The sequence below is a fragment of the Nostoc sp. genome (assembly GCF_054880495.1).
The window spans coordinates 1-14918 of sequence record NZ_JBTYKD010000199.1 but is presented as its reverse complement, the minus strand read 5'-3'; the positions used below and the strand labels follow the sequence as shown (position 1 = coordinate 14918).

Here is a 14918-nt window from a genome sequence, read left to right as displayed (position 1 = left end):
TGGATATAGCGTATGGTTGATTATCCCGATTACCTGAATTTATTGAGCCTAATCTACTGTTGTGGCCATGGTGAAATTGAGTTCTCACTCTTTTTCTACATGAAGTATTTGCAACAGTTCAGTTAGACGCTGGTAATCGGTGAGATATAAGTAGCCAATTAAGGTTTCTAGACTAGTTGCCTGTTGATAAATTTCGGGATTAAGTCGCTTAGGGCGTCCTGTAGCGGCGTTTCTACCCCGTCGGACAATTTCTAATTCGGTATCCCTGAGATGAGGAATCAGCGATCGCAAATGTAGCGCTTGGGTTTCCGCTCTTACCTGCTCCACTACCAGACGATGGTAAATTCCTGACCGCTGCAATGGCACCAGATAGAAGATTCTAACATACAACTCATAAATTGCATCCCCCAAATATGCTAAAGCACTAGGAGAAATTTTTTGCACTTGGGAGAGGGAAATCTGTTGGAATGGGGCTGTGGTTGCTAAAAGTGCTTGATTCCAAGATAAACTTTGTTTGCCCTGTTCATCTTGTCCATCTAATAGCTCTTCCTCCTCTGACTTCACAAATAAATCATTCCTTGACGGACTACATTTGGCAGGCATTCTTCGCAAAGACTGATTTTTCTGAAGTATGCCATAATAGTATACTTAGCATAATCAACACTATTACAACTACTTACTACTTTCCTCTTTTTGATTGAGATTTGGTATTTTAAATCACCCTGATGTCAACACCCATAAACCAAATTTCGCCTACTTCTTGTAATCTGCGCCTAAGATAATGTAAAATTTGCACATCAAACTCACCCTGTTGCTTGATCCAATTGCCATGCTTACTTACTAAGCGACAATTTTTAATTATATAGTATCAAGTCAAGTTAACCTATAGATAAATCTGCTGGCTTTATATTTCTGACAACTTTTTCAGAGTTGATTGTTTATCCAAATATTCTAGCTAACTTTTTCCATACCCAAGAACTGGGTGTCTATATCCTTGTTATTACTCAACTTTAAATATAATAGCTAAACTGGCTTTGTGCCTCTCCCACAAGGAGAGAGGTTTTCTGCCAGAAGTTTTAAAAATCAAGCTATCCGATGTTGAATCTGGATAGCTGAATTGATCTCTCGGTTCAAGCAATCAATACTACTTGACGTTTTCTAGAGCGTCTTCAACTGATTTTTGCAGGGAGAGAAACTTCTCTAGGCGAACAAGCTTGACCGTTTGAGTGACGCGGGCATTGGTGACAATTTGCAAAGTACCCTCAGCAGTTTGAGCCTGCTTGGCTAGCTGCACCAAAGCACCCAAACCAGAGCTATCAATAAAGTCGATTTGTGAGAGATCCAAAATAATATGCTTCGGTCCCTCGTCAATCTTGCTGCCAAGTGTCTTGCGAAATGTCGGCTCAGAAAAGGCATCTAACAAACCTGTGAGGCGGAATAGCTGACAGTTATCCCGGACTTCACGAGTGCCCCTCAGGCTAACGGTTAGATTTAGTGGTTCAGCAATAATTCCCTCCTCATGAGTGAAAGTGAACGCTCAAGTATAGATGGTTTTTGAGCAAATTGTCTACAATCTGCTGGAATAGGGCATTGGGCAATTCAATTTTAGATTTTGGATTGACGATAGCGCAGCGGTAGCGAGTATTCGAGCGTCGCGTCTTTTGGATTAAATTTCAATCTAAAATCTAAAATCTAAAATCCAAAATTCTTACTTCCCCATTCTCCATGCCCTATTCCCCATTTATTTTTACCTCACCTCGGCTGCCACAGCTTGACGTGCTGTTCGCATGGCTTGAACAAATTGCTCAAACAAGTAATCAGCATCGTGGGGACCAGGACTGGCTTCTGGATGATACTGTACGGAGAATACAGGCAGAGATTTGTGACGTATCCCGGCAATGGTGCGATCGTTTAAGTTCAGGTGGCTGATTTCCACAACTGCCGTAGGTAAAGAATCTGGAGCAATAGCAAAACTATGGTTTTGGCTGGTAATTTCTACCCGTTGTTGTGAGCGAGCAGGCTGATTCAAACCACGATGACCAAATTTGAGTTTATAGGTTTCTGCCCCTAGTGCATGACCTAAAATTTGGTGTCCCATACAAATACCAAAGATGGGTTTTTGACTTAATAGGAGTGCTTTTGCAGTTGCAATCCCTTCGGTGACGGCAGCAGGATCGCCCGGACCATTAGAAAGAAACACACCATCTGGATTGTAGTTGAGAATTTCTTCTGGTGAGGTATCAGCAGGCACAACAATCACCCGACAACCGTAACTTGTGAGGCGACGCAAAATATTACGTTTTACGCCAAAGTCAAGGGCAACAACAGTAAAAGGTTCCCCAAGATTTTCCGCAGCCTCAGAGTTGAATTCCCAAGCTGGAATTGTGGCATCTGACCATTCATAAGCCGTTGGGGTGGTGACTTCACCAACCAGATTCAATCCTGCCATGTTGGGAGACGCCTGTACCTGCTCTAGCAATTCCGCTTCATCAAGAATGTCTGTGGAAATGCCACCGTTCATCGCTCCGAACATCCGAATTTTGCGGGTGAGGGCGCGGGTATCGATACCGTAGATCCCTGGTACTTGGTTTTGTTTAAGGTAGTCTGGTAAGGATTGTGTCGATCGCCAGTTACTTGGTCGCTGACAAATGTTACGCGCGATCGCACCTCGCACTTGAGGCCGATCTGATTCCTCATCTTCAGGATTGACGCCAGTATTACCTAATTCAGGATAGGTAAAAATCACAATCTGACCAGAGTAACTAGGGTCAGTCAGGACTTCTTGATAGCCCGTCATCCCAGTGTTGAATACTACTTCTCCGATCGCGGTTCCCGTTGCACCGAAAGACCAACCGCGATAAGTGGTTCCATCTGCCAGCACAAATAAAGCTGATATTGCGTCAGTCATAGTAGATTGGGCATTGGGCACTTGTACTGAGCGAAGCCGAAGTATTGGGCATTGGGCATTGGGAAAACTCTTCCCTACTCCCTATTCCCCAATACTGCAATTGTTAATTATCTCATAAGTTGAGCAATTGGGAATTTTTAGGATAGTTAATTAAAATTAAAAGGGAATTAAATAAAGTAGCGGGAATGGATTTGGCAAAGCTTGGGCAGTTAGAATTAATTATGCTTCAGTCTTTTTTATCCCGTGCAACTCTAATTTTTCTATCAAGCGCTCTAGCGGTTTTGTGTGTTGCCTGTAGTGAAGACAAACGGAACACTGCGACTGGTGGCAATCAGCAACCCACGCCAATTGGGGATCTGGCATCAGTACAGCCGACTGTCGAACCAGTAAAACCAGCAGCTATCCCTGAAGCGCAGCCATTAGAGCCGTCTGAAAGTGAACCAAGTCTTTTTGAGATGGGGCGAGACAAAGCTGTTGGCGCTTGGAGTATCAGCCAATCTGCTCAATCTCCAGAGGATTGGAATTTGGTGGTGAGTCAGTATCAGGATGCGATCGCGCTGATGCGAAAAGTGCGGCGACAAAGCGTAGAATTTGCGATCGCTCAAACCAAGATTAGTGAATATCGGCGGCAAATCAAATATGCCCAACAGCAAGCGAATCCTCGCCCTGTGCGCGTTGCCGAACGTCAGAGAATAGTAGTTGTTGTTCCCCAGGCAGCAACCACACCAAAGTTTACCTTACGTTCATTACCTCCTGTCGTAACAAAACCGTTATCAACAGAGCCAGGTTTGCCCTCGTCAGCAGTGGTGATTCCCGATGAAGCAGTATTTACAGCCCCGATTAAAAGGCGAATTGGTGGCACGCCAATTGTCGAAGTCACTTTCAATGGCCAGCAAAAATTTGAGATGATTGTGGATACAGGAGCCAGTGGCACTGTCATCACCCAAGAGATGGCTGATGCTTTGGGAATCGTGCCAGTGGGGAAAGCGAAGGCAAACACCGCTAGTTCAAAAGCTGTAGAATTTCCTGTGGGTTATGTTAATTCGATGGCAGTTGGCGGAGTAATAGTGAATAGAGTAGCAGTAGCGATCGCCGGTGCGGAACTTGAAACTGGACTTTTAGGACATGACTTTTTTGGCAACTACGATGTCACTATCAAACGTAATGTGGTAGAATTCCGTCCGCAACTGCGATCGCAAATCAATTCCCCAAAAACTCAACTAACTGTTCCAACTTTGTCCAAGCCGCGCCACTTTGTAGGATATCCTTAGCGATTTTAATCCCCTCTGCGTGATCGAGCAACGATATTACACCCGCTACTTGCAGCGCCAAAGACGCATTCAACGCTACTGCATCCTGTTGTGCCTGAGTTCCCTTTCCTTGCAATACCGCCTTGAGAATCACCGCATTTTCTTGGACATCCCCACCCCGAAGCATACCGATGGGAGCAGGTGTTAAATCTAAATCTAGGGGATTAATCGTAGTTAACTGCACTTCTGCATCTGATAACACTGCCAAATCAGTTAAATCTCCTAACCCAGCCTCATCAAGTTTTTCTCGCCCGTGCAGCACAATCGCCTTTTCCTTGCCCAAATTCTGTAAAGCTTGGGCAACAGTTGCCAAAAGTTTGGGAGTAAATAACCCTACCACCTGCCCAGTTGGACGCAAGGGATTTACTAACGGCCCAAGCAAATTAAAAACTGTTCGCACCTTCAAAGTCCGCCGTAATTGAGCAACCGCCTTGAGTGCTGGATGCCAACCAGAGGCAAACAAGAAAGTGATCCCCACTTCTTGTAATGCTGCTTGCACTTTTTCACTAGAGGCACTCAAGTTTATACCCAAGGCTTCCAATACATCGGCACTTCCGGTGAGACTTGACGCTGAACGATTGCCGTGTTTGGCGACGGGTACGCCATAGGCTGCGGCGACAAATGCAACTGCTGTGGAAATATTAAAGGTTGATGACCCATCTCCGCCAGTGCCACAGGTATCTATTACAGTAGTCAGTGCTGACTGGTGAGCGGTGAGTGGGGAAGATTGAGATTGTAATACTTCAGCCATGCCAGTTAACTCGTCAGCAGAAATGCCTTTAAAGTTCAGCGCTGTTAAAATTGCTCCCGATAACTCTGGGGGAACCGCTTCACTGAGCCATCCTTGCATCAATTCAGCAGACTGAGTACGGGACAATGATTGGCCATCTATTAATTGTTGCAGCAGGATATACCAGCTAACAGAGGATTCTTGAGCAGCGATCGGGGAAGTTGTCATAGCTAAGGTTTGTATGTTGTAGCTATATTGAGAGCTATGGAAGTTATCCTACCGGAAAATTGGAAGCTATCAAAGTCAGGTTAAAAAATCAAGGCTTATCTGCAAAGCTGGATTCACAAGGTTCTGATTTTGGGCTTTTTTATCCAAATAGTAATTAGTAATGAATAACTCTTTTCCTTTAGCCGCACCACTCTGTCTATAGTTATTCATCCCATACTGCAATTCCCATTCAGAGATATTAGCCCATTGAAAATTTTCTCGAATTTCCGGTGAATCGTCGTAGGTAATTAGCCAGTGATGATGACATTCTTGCAAAAGTTCAGCAAATCTCTGATGTTCAAAAGAGGTGTGCAAGTCACCTTTTTTACCATATAGCTTTGATTTTGTAGCACTAAAATATGGCGGATCTAAAAATAAAAATACATTTTCTGCTTCTGATTTTAATAGGTCACTGTAATCTAAATTAGTAATTTTGACATTTTCTGATAGAATATTTTCTAACTTTTCTAGTCGTTCGATGGAAGAATCAGTAAATCTTTTATGAAAAGCTTCTTGGGAAAAGCCGCCTGATTCTACAGTTCCTGAAAAAGTAATTCTATTGAGGGCAAAAAAGCGAACTGCTCTTTCTAAATCAGATAAATTGTTGACATCTACCTTAGTCAATTCTGCAAAGAGTAATTTGCCATCTGTATATTTGACTTTAATATGTCGAATTTCTTTAACTAACTTAAATAGATCAGATTGGGCAAACTTCCAGAATAAGAAGAGTTCGTGGTTTAAATCATTAATCCAAATTTTGAGATCAGGAAACTTTTGTCTTAAATAAATGAATACAGAACCACCACCAACAAAAGGTTCTCGAAATTCCGAAAAGCTTTCTGGTAAATATTCAGATATTTGATTTATTGCTTTTGACTTACCGCCAGGATATCGGAGAGGACTTTTGAGCATAAAAGTAATTTGTATGGCTTAAAATATATTTAATTATTCAAATATTGTACAGTGACTTTTTACTTATCATAGTTACGCCATCAACTATGCGATAGGTCGTGTTGAAGAAGGACATAATAACAGAAACCTACATATAGGAAGACTTTTCAGATTATCTTGCCGAAGATTACACGTATCTTAGCCAATACCAACTATAAGCTCCAATAGATGATCTCTTGTCAAGAAGACCGCGTAACTGCCGCAAACCTTTATTTCCCGTGAAGAGTACACTGGAACTCCACATCGTTTAATAATGCTTATCAATCGCGCTGTCTGTAATCCTCATTCTTCCCTGAATTCATAAGTTTTCCAATTTGCTGGTCTTTTAGTGTCTACTTGCCAGTTCATCTACAGCGATAGATAAAAAGTCACTCTACATAAGCGATCGCAAACCTACTCATATAAAAATACGCATTCGTAATATATATTCCCTAACTAATTTTTGTTTTGAGTTTATGTTGTATTTTTGTAAAATTCTGTTACATTACTTTACAGGCAGTTATAACTGTTACAACATAAAAGCTCGGAGTATTATTTATGGCAGACGTTAAAAAGACTACGCTTTCAGTTCCAGAAGATCCTAATGCTTTGCGCTGGGGCTTTACTCCTCAGAGCGAAAACTGGAACGGCCGTTTTGCAATGATTGGTTTTTTATCTGTCGTTCTACTTGAAGCCTTTTCTGGTAAAGGGATTTTACACTTCTGGGGCATCCTCTAGATTTAAACGTTTTTACCTTCATTAGATTATGAGGCAAGGCGGCGATCGCAAAATTGTCTGCCTTGCCTGATAATCTCAAGAATTAGAAAACTTGCGAAAAATCCGCAATTACCCTACCGTGATGAGCGAAATATTACACGGCCTGGGGATTCTTCCTGATTAATTCGCGCATATACCCGAAGACAAGTCAACACTTCGCCAGGAATACCACCACAGTCTAGTTGTAAGTCATCCTTAGATAAAGCACAGATATCTGCATAAAGTCCCGATAATTGGCGAATTCGCACTTCATTACCTGTATTATTTGCCTCATCAGTGACTTTTTTCAGGATGCGTCGTGATTCGTGTTGTAGCTTTCCCCACCAAGAATAGCGTTCAGCCGGTGGTATAAATACTAGGGAATGTATCGCTTCATCAATGTCAATCCAGGCACGTAGGATTGATAAAGTATCAGTATTTTCCTCAGCTTTTTTGGTGCGTTGGAAGCGATCGCTTAAACCCTCAATATATTGATGGCGCTGTTCTGGTTTGGAGTGTAAAGAGATAACATCGAAGCTAAAAACACTCTTTAAAGCATGATGTAAATCCGGGTCAATTTCAATAAATTTTGGATATAAATATAGGAATCCTGCTAATATATCTGATGTATTATCTTGGGTAACTTTAGAATTTAAAAGTGCTTGTTGAGACAAGCTTAATCCCTGAGTCTGAATAGTACCACTAAGACCGGGGTAGATAATTTCATCACGGATAAAGGGAAGTTGAAAGGTATTAGAATGATCTGCGATCGCACCAACTTCTTGAGCCAGATCCAAGGTGTGCGATCGCCAAGATGCAGCCAAATCCTCTGGTATCCGCAGCAGTTTGCGTTGAATCTCATTCCACAAATCAGAATCTGTTTGGCTTTGCAGTTGGGAATTACCCAGATAATAACTAAGTTCTGAGTCAGAATCGAAAGCTTCCCGGAGATGACTTAATTTTAAATCATCTGGCGCATCTTCCCAACCAGTATTTTGCTGTGGGGGTGCAGGTTGTAACAGGCAATGAAGTTCTTGCAGCACATCATCGCATACCTTGGCTCCTGGATCTAGTGGAAATTCGGCGCGAGCCTGATTTAAAGTCGCCTCCAGTCCATACAGACTAAAGCGCAATAACTGGGCTAACTCCGAGTTTTTTATTTCTAATAGCTGATGCAAATACTGCATGAATATTGCCACCTGTATGCGATCGTTAAGGGACTTCCAAGTAATAAAATATCCCAATATTTCTTGTAGGATGGGCGTCTCGCCCGTCCTGTAACTGAGCGGCAGTTTTGCAAATATACCAGATAAGAAACAAAATTCTTGCTCCCTCTCCGAACCCACGGAGAGGGTTGGGGTGAGGTTTTACAGGGTTTTTTACACTCATTGAGATGCTGCCAATTAATGTATCCCGCAAAAGGGATCGCGTTCTTTATCAACTTCATTGGGCTGCAACTCTAATTCAGCAACATAAACACATCCCTCTTCCTTCAGGCATTCTTGACTTTTTGATGTCCAGTAAGGGACTTCACCAGCGTGCATCCGCAGAATGCCTTGATCATCAAGAGTTACACGATATTGGCAAGGATAATCTGTAGTGACATCTGGTTTGCTGAGTGCGCCAATTCTTATCCATTTTTTACTGTTGGTTTCGGCATCTGTTTGATAAACATAGAAAGTGTGCTGGCCAGTTTGCGGGAAGGGAGGTAAAGGATTACTAATTAATCCGGTTCCTGGTTGCGTCACCCCATCGCGCAAATAGTGAAATTTTTGAAATCTTTTACTACCATCATTTCCTACTTCAAATACAAGATGATAAGCATCTGGTTGATCAACAGTTGCTGACTCGATAACATTGACAGCAATATCACCATCATTCAAGTCTTTATTGAAGTGTCCAACAGCAATATTCCAGTTCAATTTACCATCAGTAAATAACGCTGATGCTTCTGAAACTACCGCTCCTAAATCAATGCCAGAAATATCAATTAAATAATGGGGATTTCCCTGACAAAGCAACACATTAAATTCGAGGGTTTGGTCAATCTCAAACTGGACTTTGATTTTTTTCAGAAACTCTACTTCTTCCATTCCTAGTTTCTTCATCAGGTTTTTGCCGTCAAAGCTACCCCATAGTCGTAAATCTCCAGCCTCGTAGTCTTGACGATAGATAATGTTAGTTAATTGCATTCCTTGCCACTGAGTACGAACTTTGGCGACACTTTCCCCAGGTGCTAGTTGATAAAGTTCTTGTCCAGCTTTGAATATAGTTAATAAATCGTTGCTTTGGGTTTTGCGTTTGAAGTTGCAGGGCAAATAATAAAACAGGTTTTTAACATCAATTTCTAGCTGGTTAGCTCCCTTACGCAGCAAGCTTTTAGACTCTTCTGGATCAAATCTCAATCTTCGCAGTTTCTCAGCATAGCAAGCACCGGCGGAGGTGGCTAGCTTGGTAAATTCCAACACAAAGGTAATTCGTTCTGGATTCCAGACAAAATATGGAGACTTACTAAATTCCTGGTAGATTTGGCGCTGCACTATGTCTAAATTACAAGTTTTCCCCGACAAAATTAACCAATCAACTTTTTGGGAATTCCAAGAATCTTTGGTGATATCATGGGGACGCAAACGACTTTCCATTAATCCTTTGGCAATACCGATCGCTTCTTTAATTCCCGAAGCAGCGGCTCGTTCAAATTGCTGGTTATCTAAGCTGACGCAGATGCTATTTGGATCTTTGACTTGCAATTTAACGGCACTTTGGGTAAGCAGTTCAGAAATTTGCTGTTCAGAAAGTGTGAAGGTTAATAGAGAATTCTCTGCTGGTGGCTTTTGTCCAAGTTTAAGTTTAGCTGCTTCTGCATGATCCCAGAGAAGATAAAAAGATTGCAGACGTTGAGGTGCTTGTTGCCAACGTGTGGGCAATACTTTCTCAGCAGTATCTAGGGCGTCTTTGTAAGCAACATCACCTTCGGGATTCTCTTTATCTAGACATTTTAAAAGACTGCCAATTTTGAATTTACCTTGTTCTAAGAAACGCTCATTTAACTCAGAGCTAATTAAATCTTCTAACTTTTCGCTTTCGATATCACCTGTTGTTACTGCTGTCAATAAAAAGTCTGCGATCGCAACTTTTAATAATCTAAATATTCGCAGTGTAATTAACTCACCGCCTAATTGTAAATGACCGGATGAACCTAATAGTTTGGGGGTAAGTTTATAGTAACGTCCTCCTAAACCTCGGTCTTCATAATCAGCAAAAGCTGGGGTTTTATCTTCTAAAGTCAGTTCAATTAAAGCTAAGTCTGTGGTTCCTCCGCCGATATCCAAAACGAGAACATTTTGTGACCATTTGTTTCCGGCTTGGCGACAACGAGTTTTGAATGACTCAATACCAATGTTCAGATTACCGCCAAATTCTCGCCACAAAAAGAATATCGCCACAGAAACGGCTTCATCATAAGCAGTTTGCACATCCTCGATTCCCAACTGCTCAACTAATTCCTTAACTTCCTTACGAACAACTGGTGGGGCGACTGTTGGATAAGTGACAACTGCGGTTAAAAAATTCCCTTCTGAAAATCTGCGTCGTGCGCGTTGGCGGTAGTCTTCAGTTAACTCGATTAAATGCGCCCAAGCAGATTGAATCAGTTGATTTGCGGTAATTGTTTCTTCTTCACCATCCAAAATAACTGAAAACGATCGCTCCTGACCAAAATAGCGTTTGGGTGAATGGTGAAACCTGCTGATAATTTCCTTTAAAGAACTACTTGTACCTTGAGCGATCGCTTTTTTTCTGTTATCTCTAGCTTCCCTACCCATCCGCAGTTTTAAGTCCCCTAACTGCGAAATTTCCGACTCACTAGGAATTTCCGTATCGCGGCGATCGATATCCAGCACAACTGGGATCAGATTTTGTGACTCTAGGGTTGGAACGCGGAACACTTCATGATAGATTTGGTAAAGTTTTTTGCTAACAGCACGGCGGAACCTCTCGCTGTTTCCTAAAGAAAGTTCAATTTGGCGAATTGCTTCTAAAAATCGCTCTTTATTATCACTTTCAAAAACTTCACTTAAGTTTTCTGGTTCTATCTCCAGGTTTTTGCTAATTTCGGCGATAAACTTTTCCCAATCATCAGCGCTGACATCTGGTAAAGCTACTGAAGCGGGAGAACTCAGCCATTGTGATAAGCGATCGCGCAACCGAATTTCTTGTTCTTTGGGTAAAATTTCTGCGATCGGGACTTCAATCGGATCGAAAAGTGTAACTGTGGAGTTTGACGTACCAAAATCTAAAGCAAACCATCCCGGAAATCGTTTTTGTTGTTTCTTGCTTGGTTCTTGATCGCTATATTTGTTGATTTGAAAAGGGTTCATTAAAGTATCACTTTCTGTTGTTTGTTTTATAGCTAGCTAAAAACTATCTCAAATCATCTGAATCAGAAATAGCGGCAATTTCTGAAAGAATCTGCAACCAAGTAGGAATTGCTATCTCAGATGGCAATTCCCCAGCCGCCAAATATCTCAGCAAAGTTTCTTTTTTTGAAAGGTTTTGCAAACTAGGAATAATTTTATCCAAAATGCCTCCTAGTTCGGAATTAATTCGCTGATTAACTTCGCTAACATACTGCACAAGATGGAGACTAGCGCTAGCAGTAATTTCATCTCGCAGCCGCAGTACAAAAAGTTGATGATTGCTCGATCTGGGTAAACCTTGGCTTTTCTCTGGTGCCCAGTCAAAGATTTGACCAACATTGTGTTTATCGTCTCGACGCGCTAGGGGAAAGATGATTTCGGGTGCAACGGTTTTGTCTTTACTACTAATTTCGGAGATAATTGCTTCTTTCCATTCGTTAGGATCGCATCCTAGTAATAATTTGTAAAAGAGATCACCATCTTCAAAACCAAATTTTTCTTCGATTTCTTGTTCCATTTCTGGGTGGAAAAATGCCTGCAATTGTTCGCGCTCTGGGGCTACATAATTTGATAATTGGTTTAACAAATCTACTACTGCTTGATGGATGCGATCGCGGGCAAAATCTTCTACTTCTTTAACAGTTTTCTCAAATACTGGATAAAAATCATCGCTCTTAGTCGGCAGGGAAGTATTTACGCGGTTTCCCCGGTCAAATAATTTCCCAGCTGCACCTTTAGATTCTGCCAGAGCGATCGCTCCATTGTTAGCTTTGTTGAAGAGTAAAGTCCACTGGTTCCAATTGAGGATTCTAAAGGTAAGTTCGTCTTTCACTACATCGCTGACGGCAACACCGCGACGGTCTTTGAGTGGTTCTTTCCCTATATCTTTTTGAAAATTCCTGTAGATTTTATCTAAGCTTTCGACCACAAAACGCAATTCCATAAAAGCGGGACTATCACCTGTGGGAATGCCTTGCTCGTGAATTTCATCTATGATGTCTTTCAAGTGATCTTGTTGCTGACTCACCACATCAGCTGCTCTTTTAGTATCTTCATAGAGTTGCTTCAAACCATGAGTAGCAACGTGGGTTTGAATCAATTCCCGCAGCTTACCAAGACCCCCATCTTGACCAAAGTAACCTAGCTGTCTGCCCAAATTGCTGCGGGGATCAGATTTTAGCAGCTGTTCACTTAATAGCTCCCATTTCTCTTGTAACCGTTTAGACCGATCTAAATAATCAGGATAGTCTAAGTTAGCTAAAAACTCTGGTGAACCTGCTTTCACTGTAGTAGAAGCTTTTGCTAATTCAGCCAATCCCAACAGTGGCGACAGTAGAACGATGCGGTCTTTTTGGGTTGTAAAAGCTTCTGCGCCATCAATGGTAGTTTGCAGAACTTTGAGTTTTTGGAAAACGGTTTCTTCCTGCAAATGTTGACTATCTTCAATCAGTTGGTCAAGTTCTCTTTCGCCACCCTCATTGTCTAAGGGTAATTGATCGAAGCGACCCACACCGACGAGAATTAAATCTTTTAAGTCTTGTCCCGGTCGCTGCTGCTGCATCATCGTAAAGATTTTGTTGGCGCGATCGCTCCCCGGAGATTTCCCATTTAGCAATACCAAAATCGTCTGTACTTCTGCCAATTCCCGCAGTGACAAAAAGGTATCCCTAGCTCCCGAATTAGCAGCCCCCAATCCGGGAAAGTCAATGAGAATAAATTTAGCTGCGCCTGCAAAATCCCAAATTTCCCGGGAGATTTTCACATCGATATCTACGCGGCGGATCAGTGGGAAACTGTTTTGCAATAACTTTGTTGGTAGCCTCTGGGGTGGACTCGGTAATCGGATGTGCGCTGGAGGTAAATCCTCAAATTTCAGAGTTTGGATTGCCATTGGCTGTTCAACTAGCTGTAGCCCCTCCTGTGCGGTGGTAGCATCAATCTGGTAGCGCCCACCACACATAACTTCCCCATACGCCTGATAAGCCCGCAGGAATAATACCAACTCCCGGAGTAAATAACGTAGCTCCAAATTGTTACTACTATTCCATGCTTCCTCACACCAGCTAATAATATCTTTACCAGAGTTGAGTTTCGATACTGGTATAGGAGGAAGTCCAGCTGCTGCTGTTCGTTTATTGGCTTCCCCTAGCATGAAGCGTAGACACTCATGTACTCCTTCATGAGAAAGATACTTCACCGTAAAATTACTTAATTGAGTCGTTGCGAACTCCTCTTGCGGGATGATATGTATGGCGGTAACATTACCTGTAGTGGGGTTTTCACTCACTGGCAAACCATCTGCATATCCAATTAGACTTCCTAAAAGTAAGGTTTTCCCACTACTGAATTCCCCCATCACCCCAATTTTGACAGGCGAAGTTGCCAAGTCTACGGTTTTCTGGGCAGCTGACCGCAAACGCAGGAGACAGTCATCAAGACTAGCTGGAACCCAATCTTCTTGTTTAGAAGGGAACTGGGGCACAGAATCTATCTTTCGGAGGATGAATTCGCCGTACTCCTTAAAACGGCTTAGTTTATCTGGTTCCATAGAGTAGTTTCCGCCTAACATGAATTTCTCTGAGCTTTATAACATATAAAACGCGATTGCTAGCCATTGTTGCAACGTGTTGATCTCACATTTAGCATTTCTATCATTTAATTTGCGATTTTGGTATAAAGCATTTTGAACGGTCAAGACAATTTGGTAAAATCGCATTTTGTTGGGAAAATTAACAAAGAATACATTTGTCATCATCCAGATTTACGAAGAAATAAAGTGGGCTTTTATACCACAAAATGACTATATACTCATTAGTATAGATGTGAGTATTAAACCCTTTTATACCCCTGATTTTAAGCAATCTACATCGATCAGCCTGACTCTAATTCATGCTGAATTCTTGTTGATAAAAAATCAATATTTATTTGGTATGAAATTCTTTATTATTATTATTGTGAATTTCTTATAAAGACCTCAGCGCCTTACAGAAAATCATCTAGTTTCCGTGAAGCTAAACCAGGTTTTTGAGCAATCCAATTACATAGCTTATACTAAGTTGCAATCAGATGTAGTAGGGTATAAAAAGAGATAACTCTCAACAGATGTCAAGTCTTATAGGTGGATATGAGTCAAGTTACCCAAGCCTTTCTTCATCTGGATTTAGAGACGGTAAAGCAAAAAGTAAAGTTGGCAACATCGCCCAATCGAGATTGCTTTACACGTACGGGTGTCCAAAGGGTTTGTATGTAAAGTAATTCAGCAATACAATCGCGTTGGGCAAACCGGGTTATCTACAGCAGCCAAAGGGGGCAGACGTAATTGCTAAACCGCGTCTATCTTGAAACCTGTAGTTCTTCAGTGATGAAAAGGATTTGCCCTCATCCCCCAACCCCTTCTCCCAGATTTGGGAGAAGGAGAGCCAGAATTTCAAAATCGCTCTCCCAGATATGGGAGAGCGATTTAGGGTAAGGGCAAAAACTACGGTTCTCAACTTAGATGAGGTTTATTTGAGTTGGGAGCAAGATTACTCCCAACTCATTGGGGCGCATGGCTGTGCGTTGGTGTCTCCATTTTTCAAAGTAGGGAGAAGTTAAATTTG

Annotated in this window: 10 protein-coding genes; 2 read left to right on the top strand and 8 right to left on the bottom strand. The window is 41.9% G+C overall.

Annotation, left to right across the window (positions count from 1 at the left end):
* Positions 1-84 precede the first annotated feature (84 nt).
* The 3 genes from ACYTXL_RS18835 to carA form a co-directional block, all read right to left on the bottom strand.
* A complete protein-coding gene (locus tag ACYTXL_RS18835; RefSeq protein WP_461926095.1) occupies positions 85-564 on the bottom strand; it encodes a Mini-ribonuclease 3 in 480 nt (159 codons plus the stop codon).
* Between the two features lie 580 nt (positions 565-1144).
* Entirely contained in the window at positions 1145-1510 is a 366-nt protein-coding gene (locus ACYTXL_RS18830; RefSeq protein WP_292801745.1) for an STAS domain-containing protein, read from the bottom strand.
* Positions 1511-1747: 237 nt separating this feature from the next.
* Positions 1748-2908, bottom strand: coding sequence for a glutamine-hydrolyzing carbamoyl-phosphate synthase small subunit (gene carA, locus ACYTXL_RS18825; RefSeq protein WP_461926077.1), 1161 nt, complete (start codon positions 2906-2908; stop codon positions 1748-1750).
* Between the two features lie 221 nt (positions 2909-3129).
* Here carA and ACYTXL_RS18820 point away from each other — a divergent pair, with 221 nt between their 5' ends.
* Positions 3130-4179, top strand: a complete 1050-nt coding sequence (locus ACYTXL_RS18820) for a retropepsin-like aspartic protease family protein (RefSeq protein WP_461926076.1) — start codon at positions 3130-3132, stop codon at positions 4177-4179.
* On the opposite strand, the gene trpD is transcribed toward ACYTXL_RS18820, so the two are convergent.
* Together trpD and ACYTXL_RS18810 are read right to left on the bottom strand one after the other, a co-directional pair.
* Positions 4109-5176 (bottom strand): anthranilate phosphoribosyltransferase, encoded by a 1068-nt coding sequence (trpD, locus tag ACYTXL_RS18815; RefSeq protein WP_461926075.1) that lies wholly within the window; start codon positions 5174-5176, stop codon positions 4109-4111. The two genes, ACYTXL_RS18820 and trpD, sit on opposite strands and share 71 nt — an antisense overlap.
* Before the next feature lie 75 nt (positions 5177-5251).
* The gene (locus ACYTXL_RS18810) at positions 5252-6127 is read right to left on the bottom strand and encodes a DNA adenine methylase (protein ID WP_461926074.1); all 876 of its coding nucleotides are present in this window, start codon (positions 6125-6127) and stop codon (positions 5252-5254) included.
* A gap of 576 nt (positions 6128-6703) precedes the next feature.
* On the opposite strand from ACYTXL_RS18810, the gene ACYTXL_RS18805 reads away from it, so the two are divergent.
* Positions 6704-6883, top strand: a complete 180-nt coding sequence (locus ACYTXL_RS18805; RefSeq protein WP_461926073.1) for a high light inducible protein — start codon at positions 6704-6706, stop codon at positions 6881-6883.
* Positions 6884-6996: 113 nt separating this feature from the next.
* Here the strand turns inward: ACYTXL_RS18805 and ACYTXL_RS18800 are convergent, their stop codons facing one another.
* The 3 genes from ACYTXL_RS18800 to ACYTXL_RS18790 all read right to left on the bottom strand — a co-directional run bounded on the left by ACYTXL_RS18800 (position 6997) and on the right by ACYTXL_RS18790 (position 13867).
* Positions 6997-8088 carry a hypothetical protein gene (locus ACYTXL_RS18800; protein WP_461926094.1) on the bottom strand — a complete coding sequence of 364 codons (1092 nt, stop codon included), beginning with the start codon at positions 8086-8088 and terminating at the stop codon, positions 6997-6999.
* Positions 8089-8304: 216 nt separating this feature from the next.
* Positions 8305-11280: a molecular chaperone gene (locus tag ACYTXL_RS18795; protein WP_461926072.1), complete on the bottom strand. Its 2976-nt coding sequence runs from the start codon at positions 11278-11280 to the stop codon at positions 8305-8307.
* A 43-nt stretch (positions 11281-11323) separates the two neighbouring features.
* Positions 11324-13867: a proteasome protein gene (locus ACYTXL_RS18790; protein WP_461926071.1), complete on the bottom strand. Its 2544-nt coding sequence runs from the start codon at positions 13865-13867 to the stop codon at positions 11324-11326.
* Positions 13868-14918 lie beyond the last annotated feature (1051 nt).

Bases quoted from the DNA above. Each gene is read 5' to 3' on its own strand.
- ACYTXL_RS18790 (WP_461926071.1), bottom strand. From the start codon at position 13,867: ATGGAACCAGATAAACTAAGCCGTTTTAAGGAGTACGGCGAATTCATC.
- ACYTXL_RS18805 (WP_461926073.1), top strand. From the start codon at position 6,704: ATGGCAGACGTTAAAAAGACTACGCTTTCAGTTCCAGAAGATCCTAAT.
- ACYTXL_RS18820 (WP_461926076.1), top strand. From the start codon at position 3,130: ATGCTTCAGTCTTTTTTATCCCGTGCAACTCTAATTTTTCTATCAAGC.
- trpD (WP_461926075.1), bottom strand. From the start codon at position 5,176: ATGACAACTTCCCCGATCGCTGCTCAAGAATCCTCTGTTAGCTGGTAT.
- carA (WP_461926077.1), bottom strand. From the start codon at position 2,908: ATGACTGACGCAATATCAGCTTTATTTGTGCTGGCAGATGGAACCACT.
- ACYTXL_RS18810 (WP_461926074.1), bottom strand. From the start codon at position 6,127: ATGCTCAAAAGTCCTCTCCGATATCCTGGCGGTAAGTCAAAAGCAATA.
- ACYTXL_RS18800 (WP_461926094.1), bottom strand. From the start codon at position 8,088: ATGCAGTATTTGCATCAGCTATTAGAAATAAAAAACTCGGAGTTAGCC.
- ACYTXL_RS18795 (WP_461926072.1), bottom strand. From the start codon at position 11,280: ATGAACCCTTTTCAAATCAACAAATATAGCGATCAAGAACCAAGCAAG.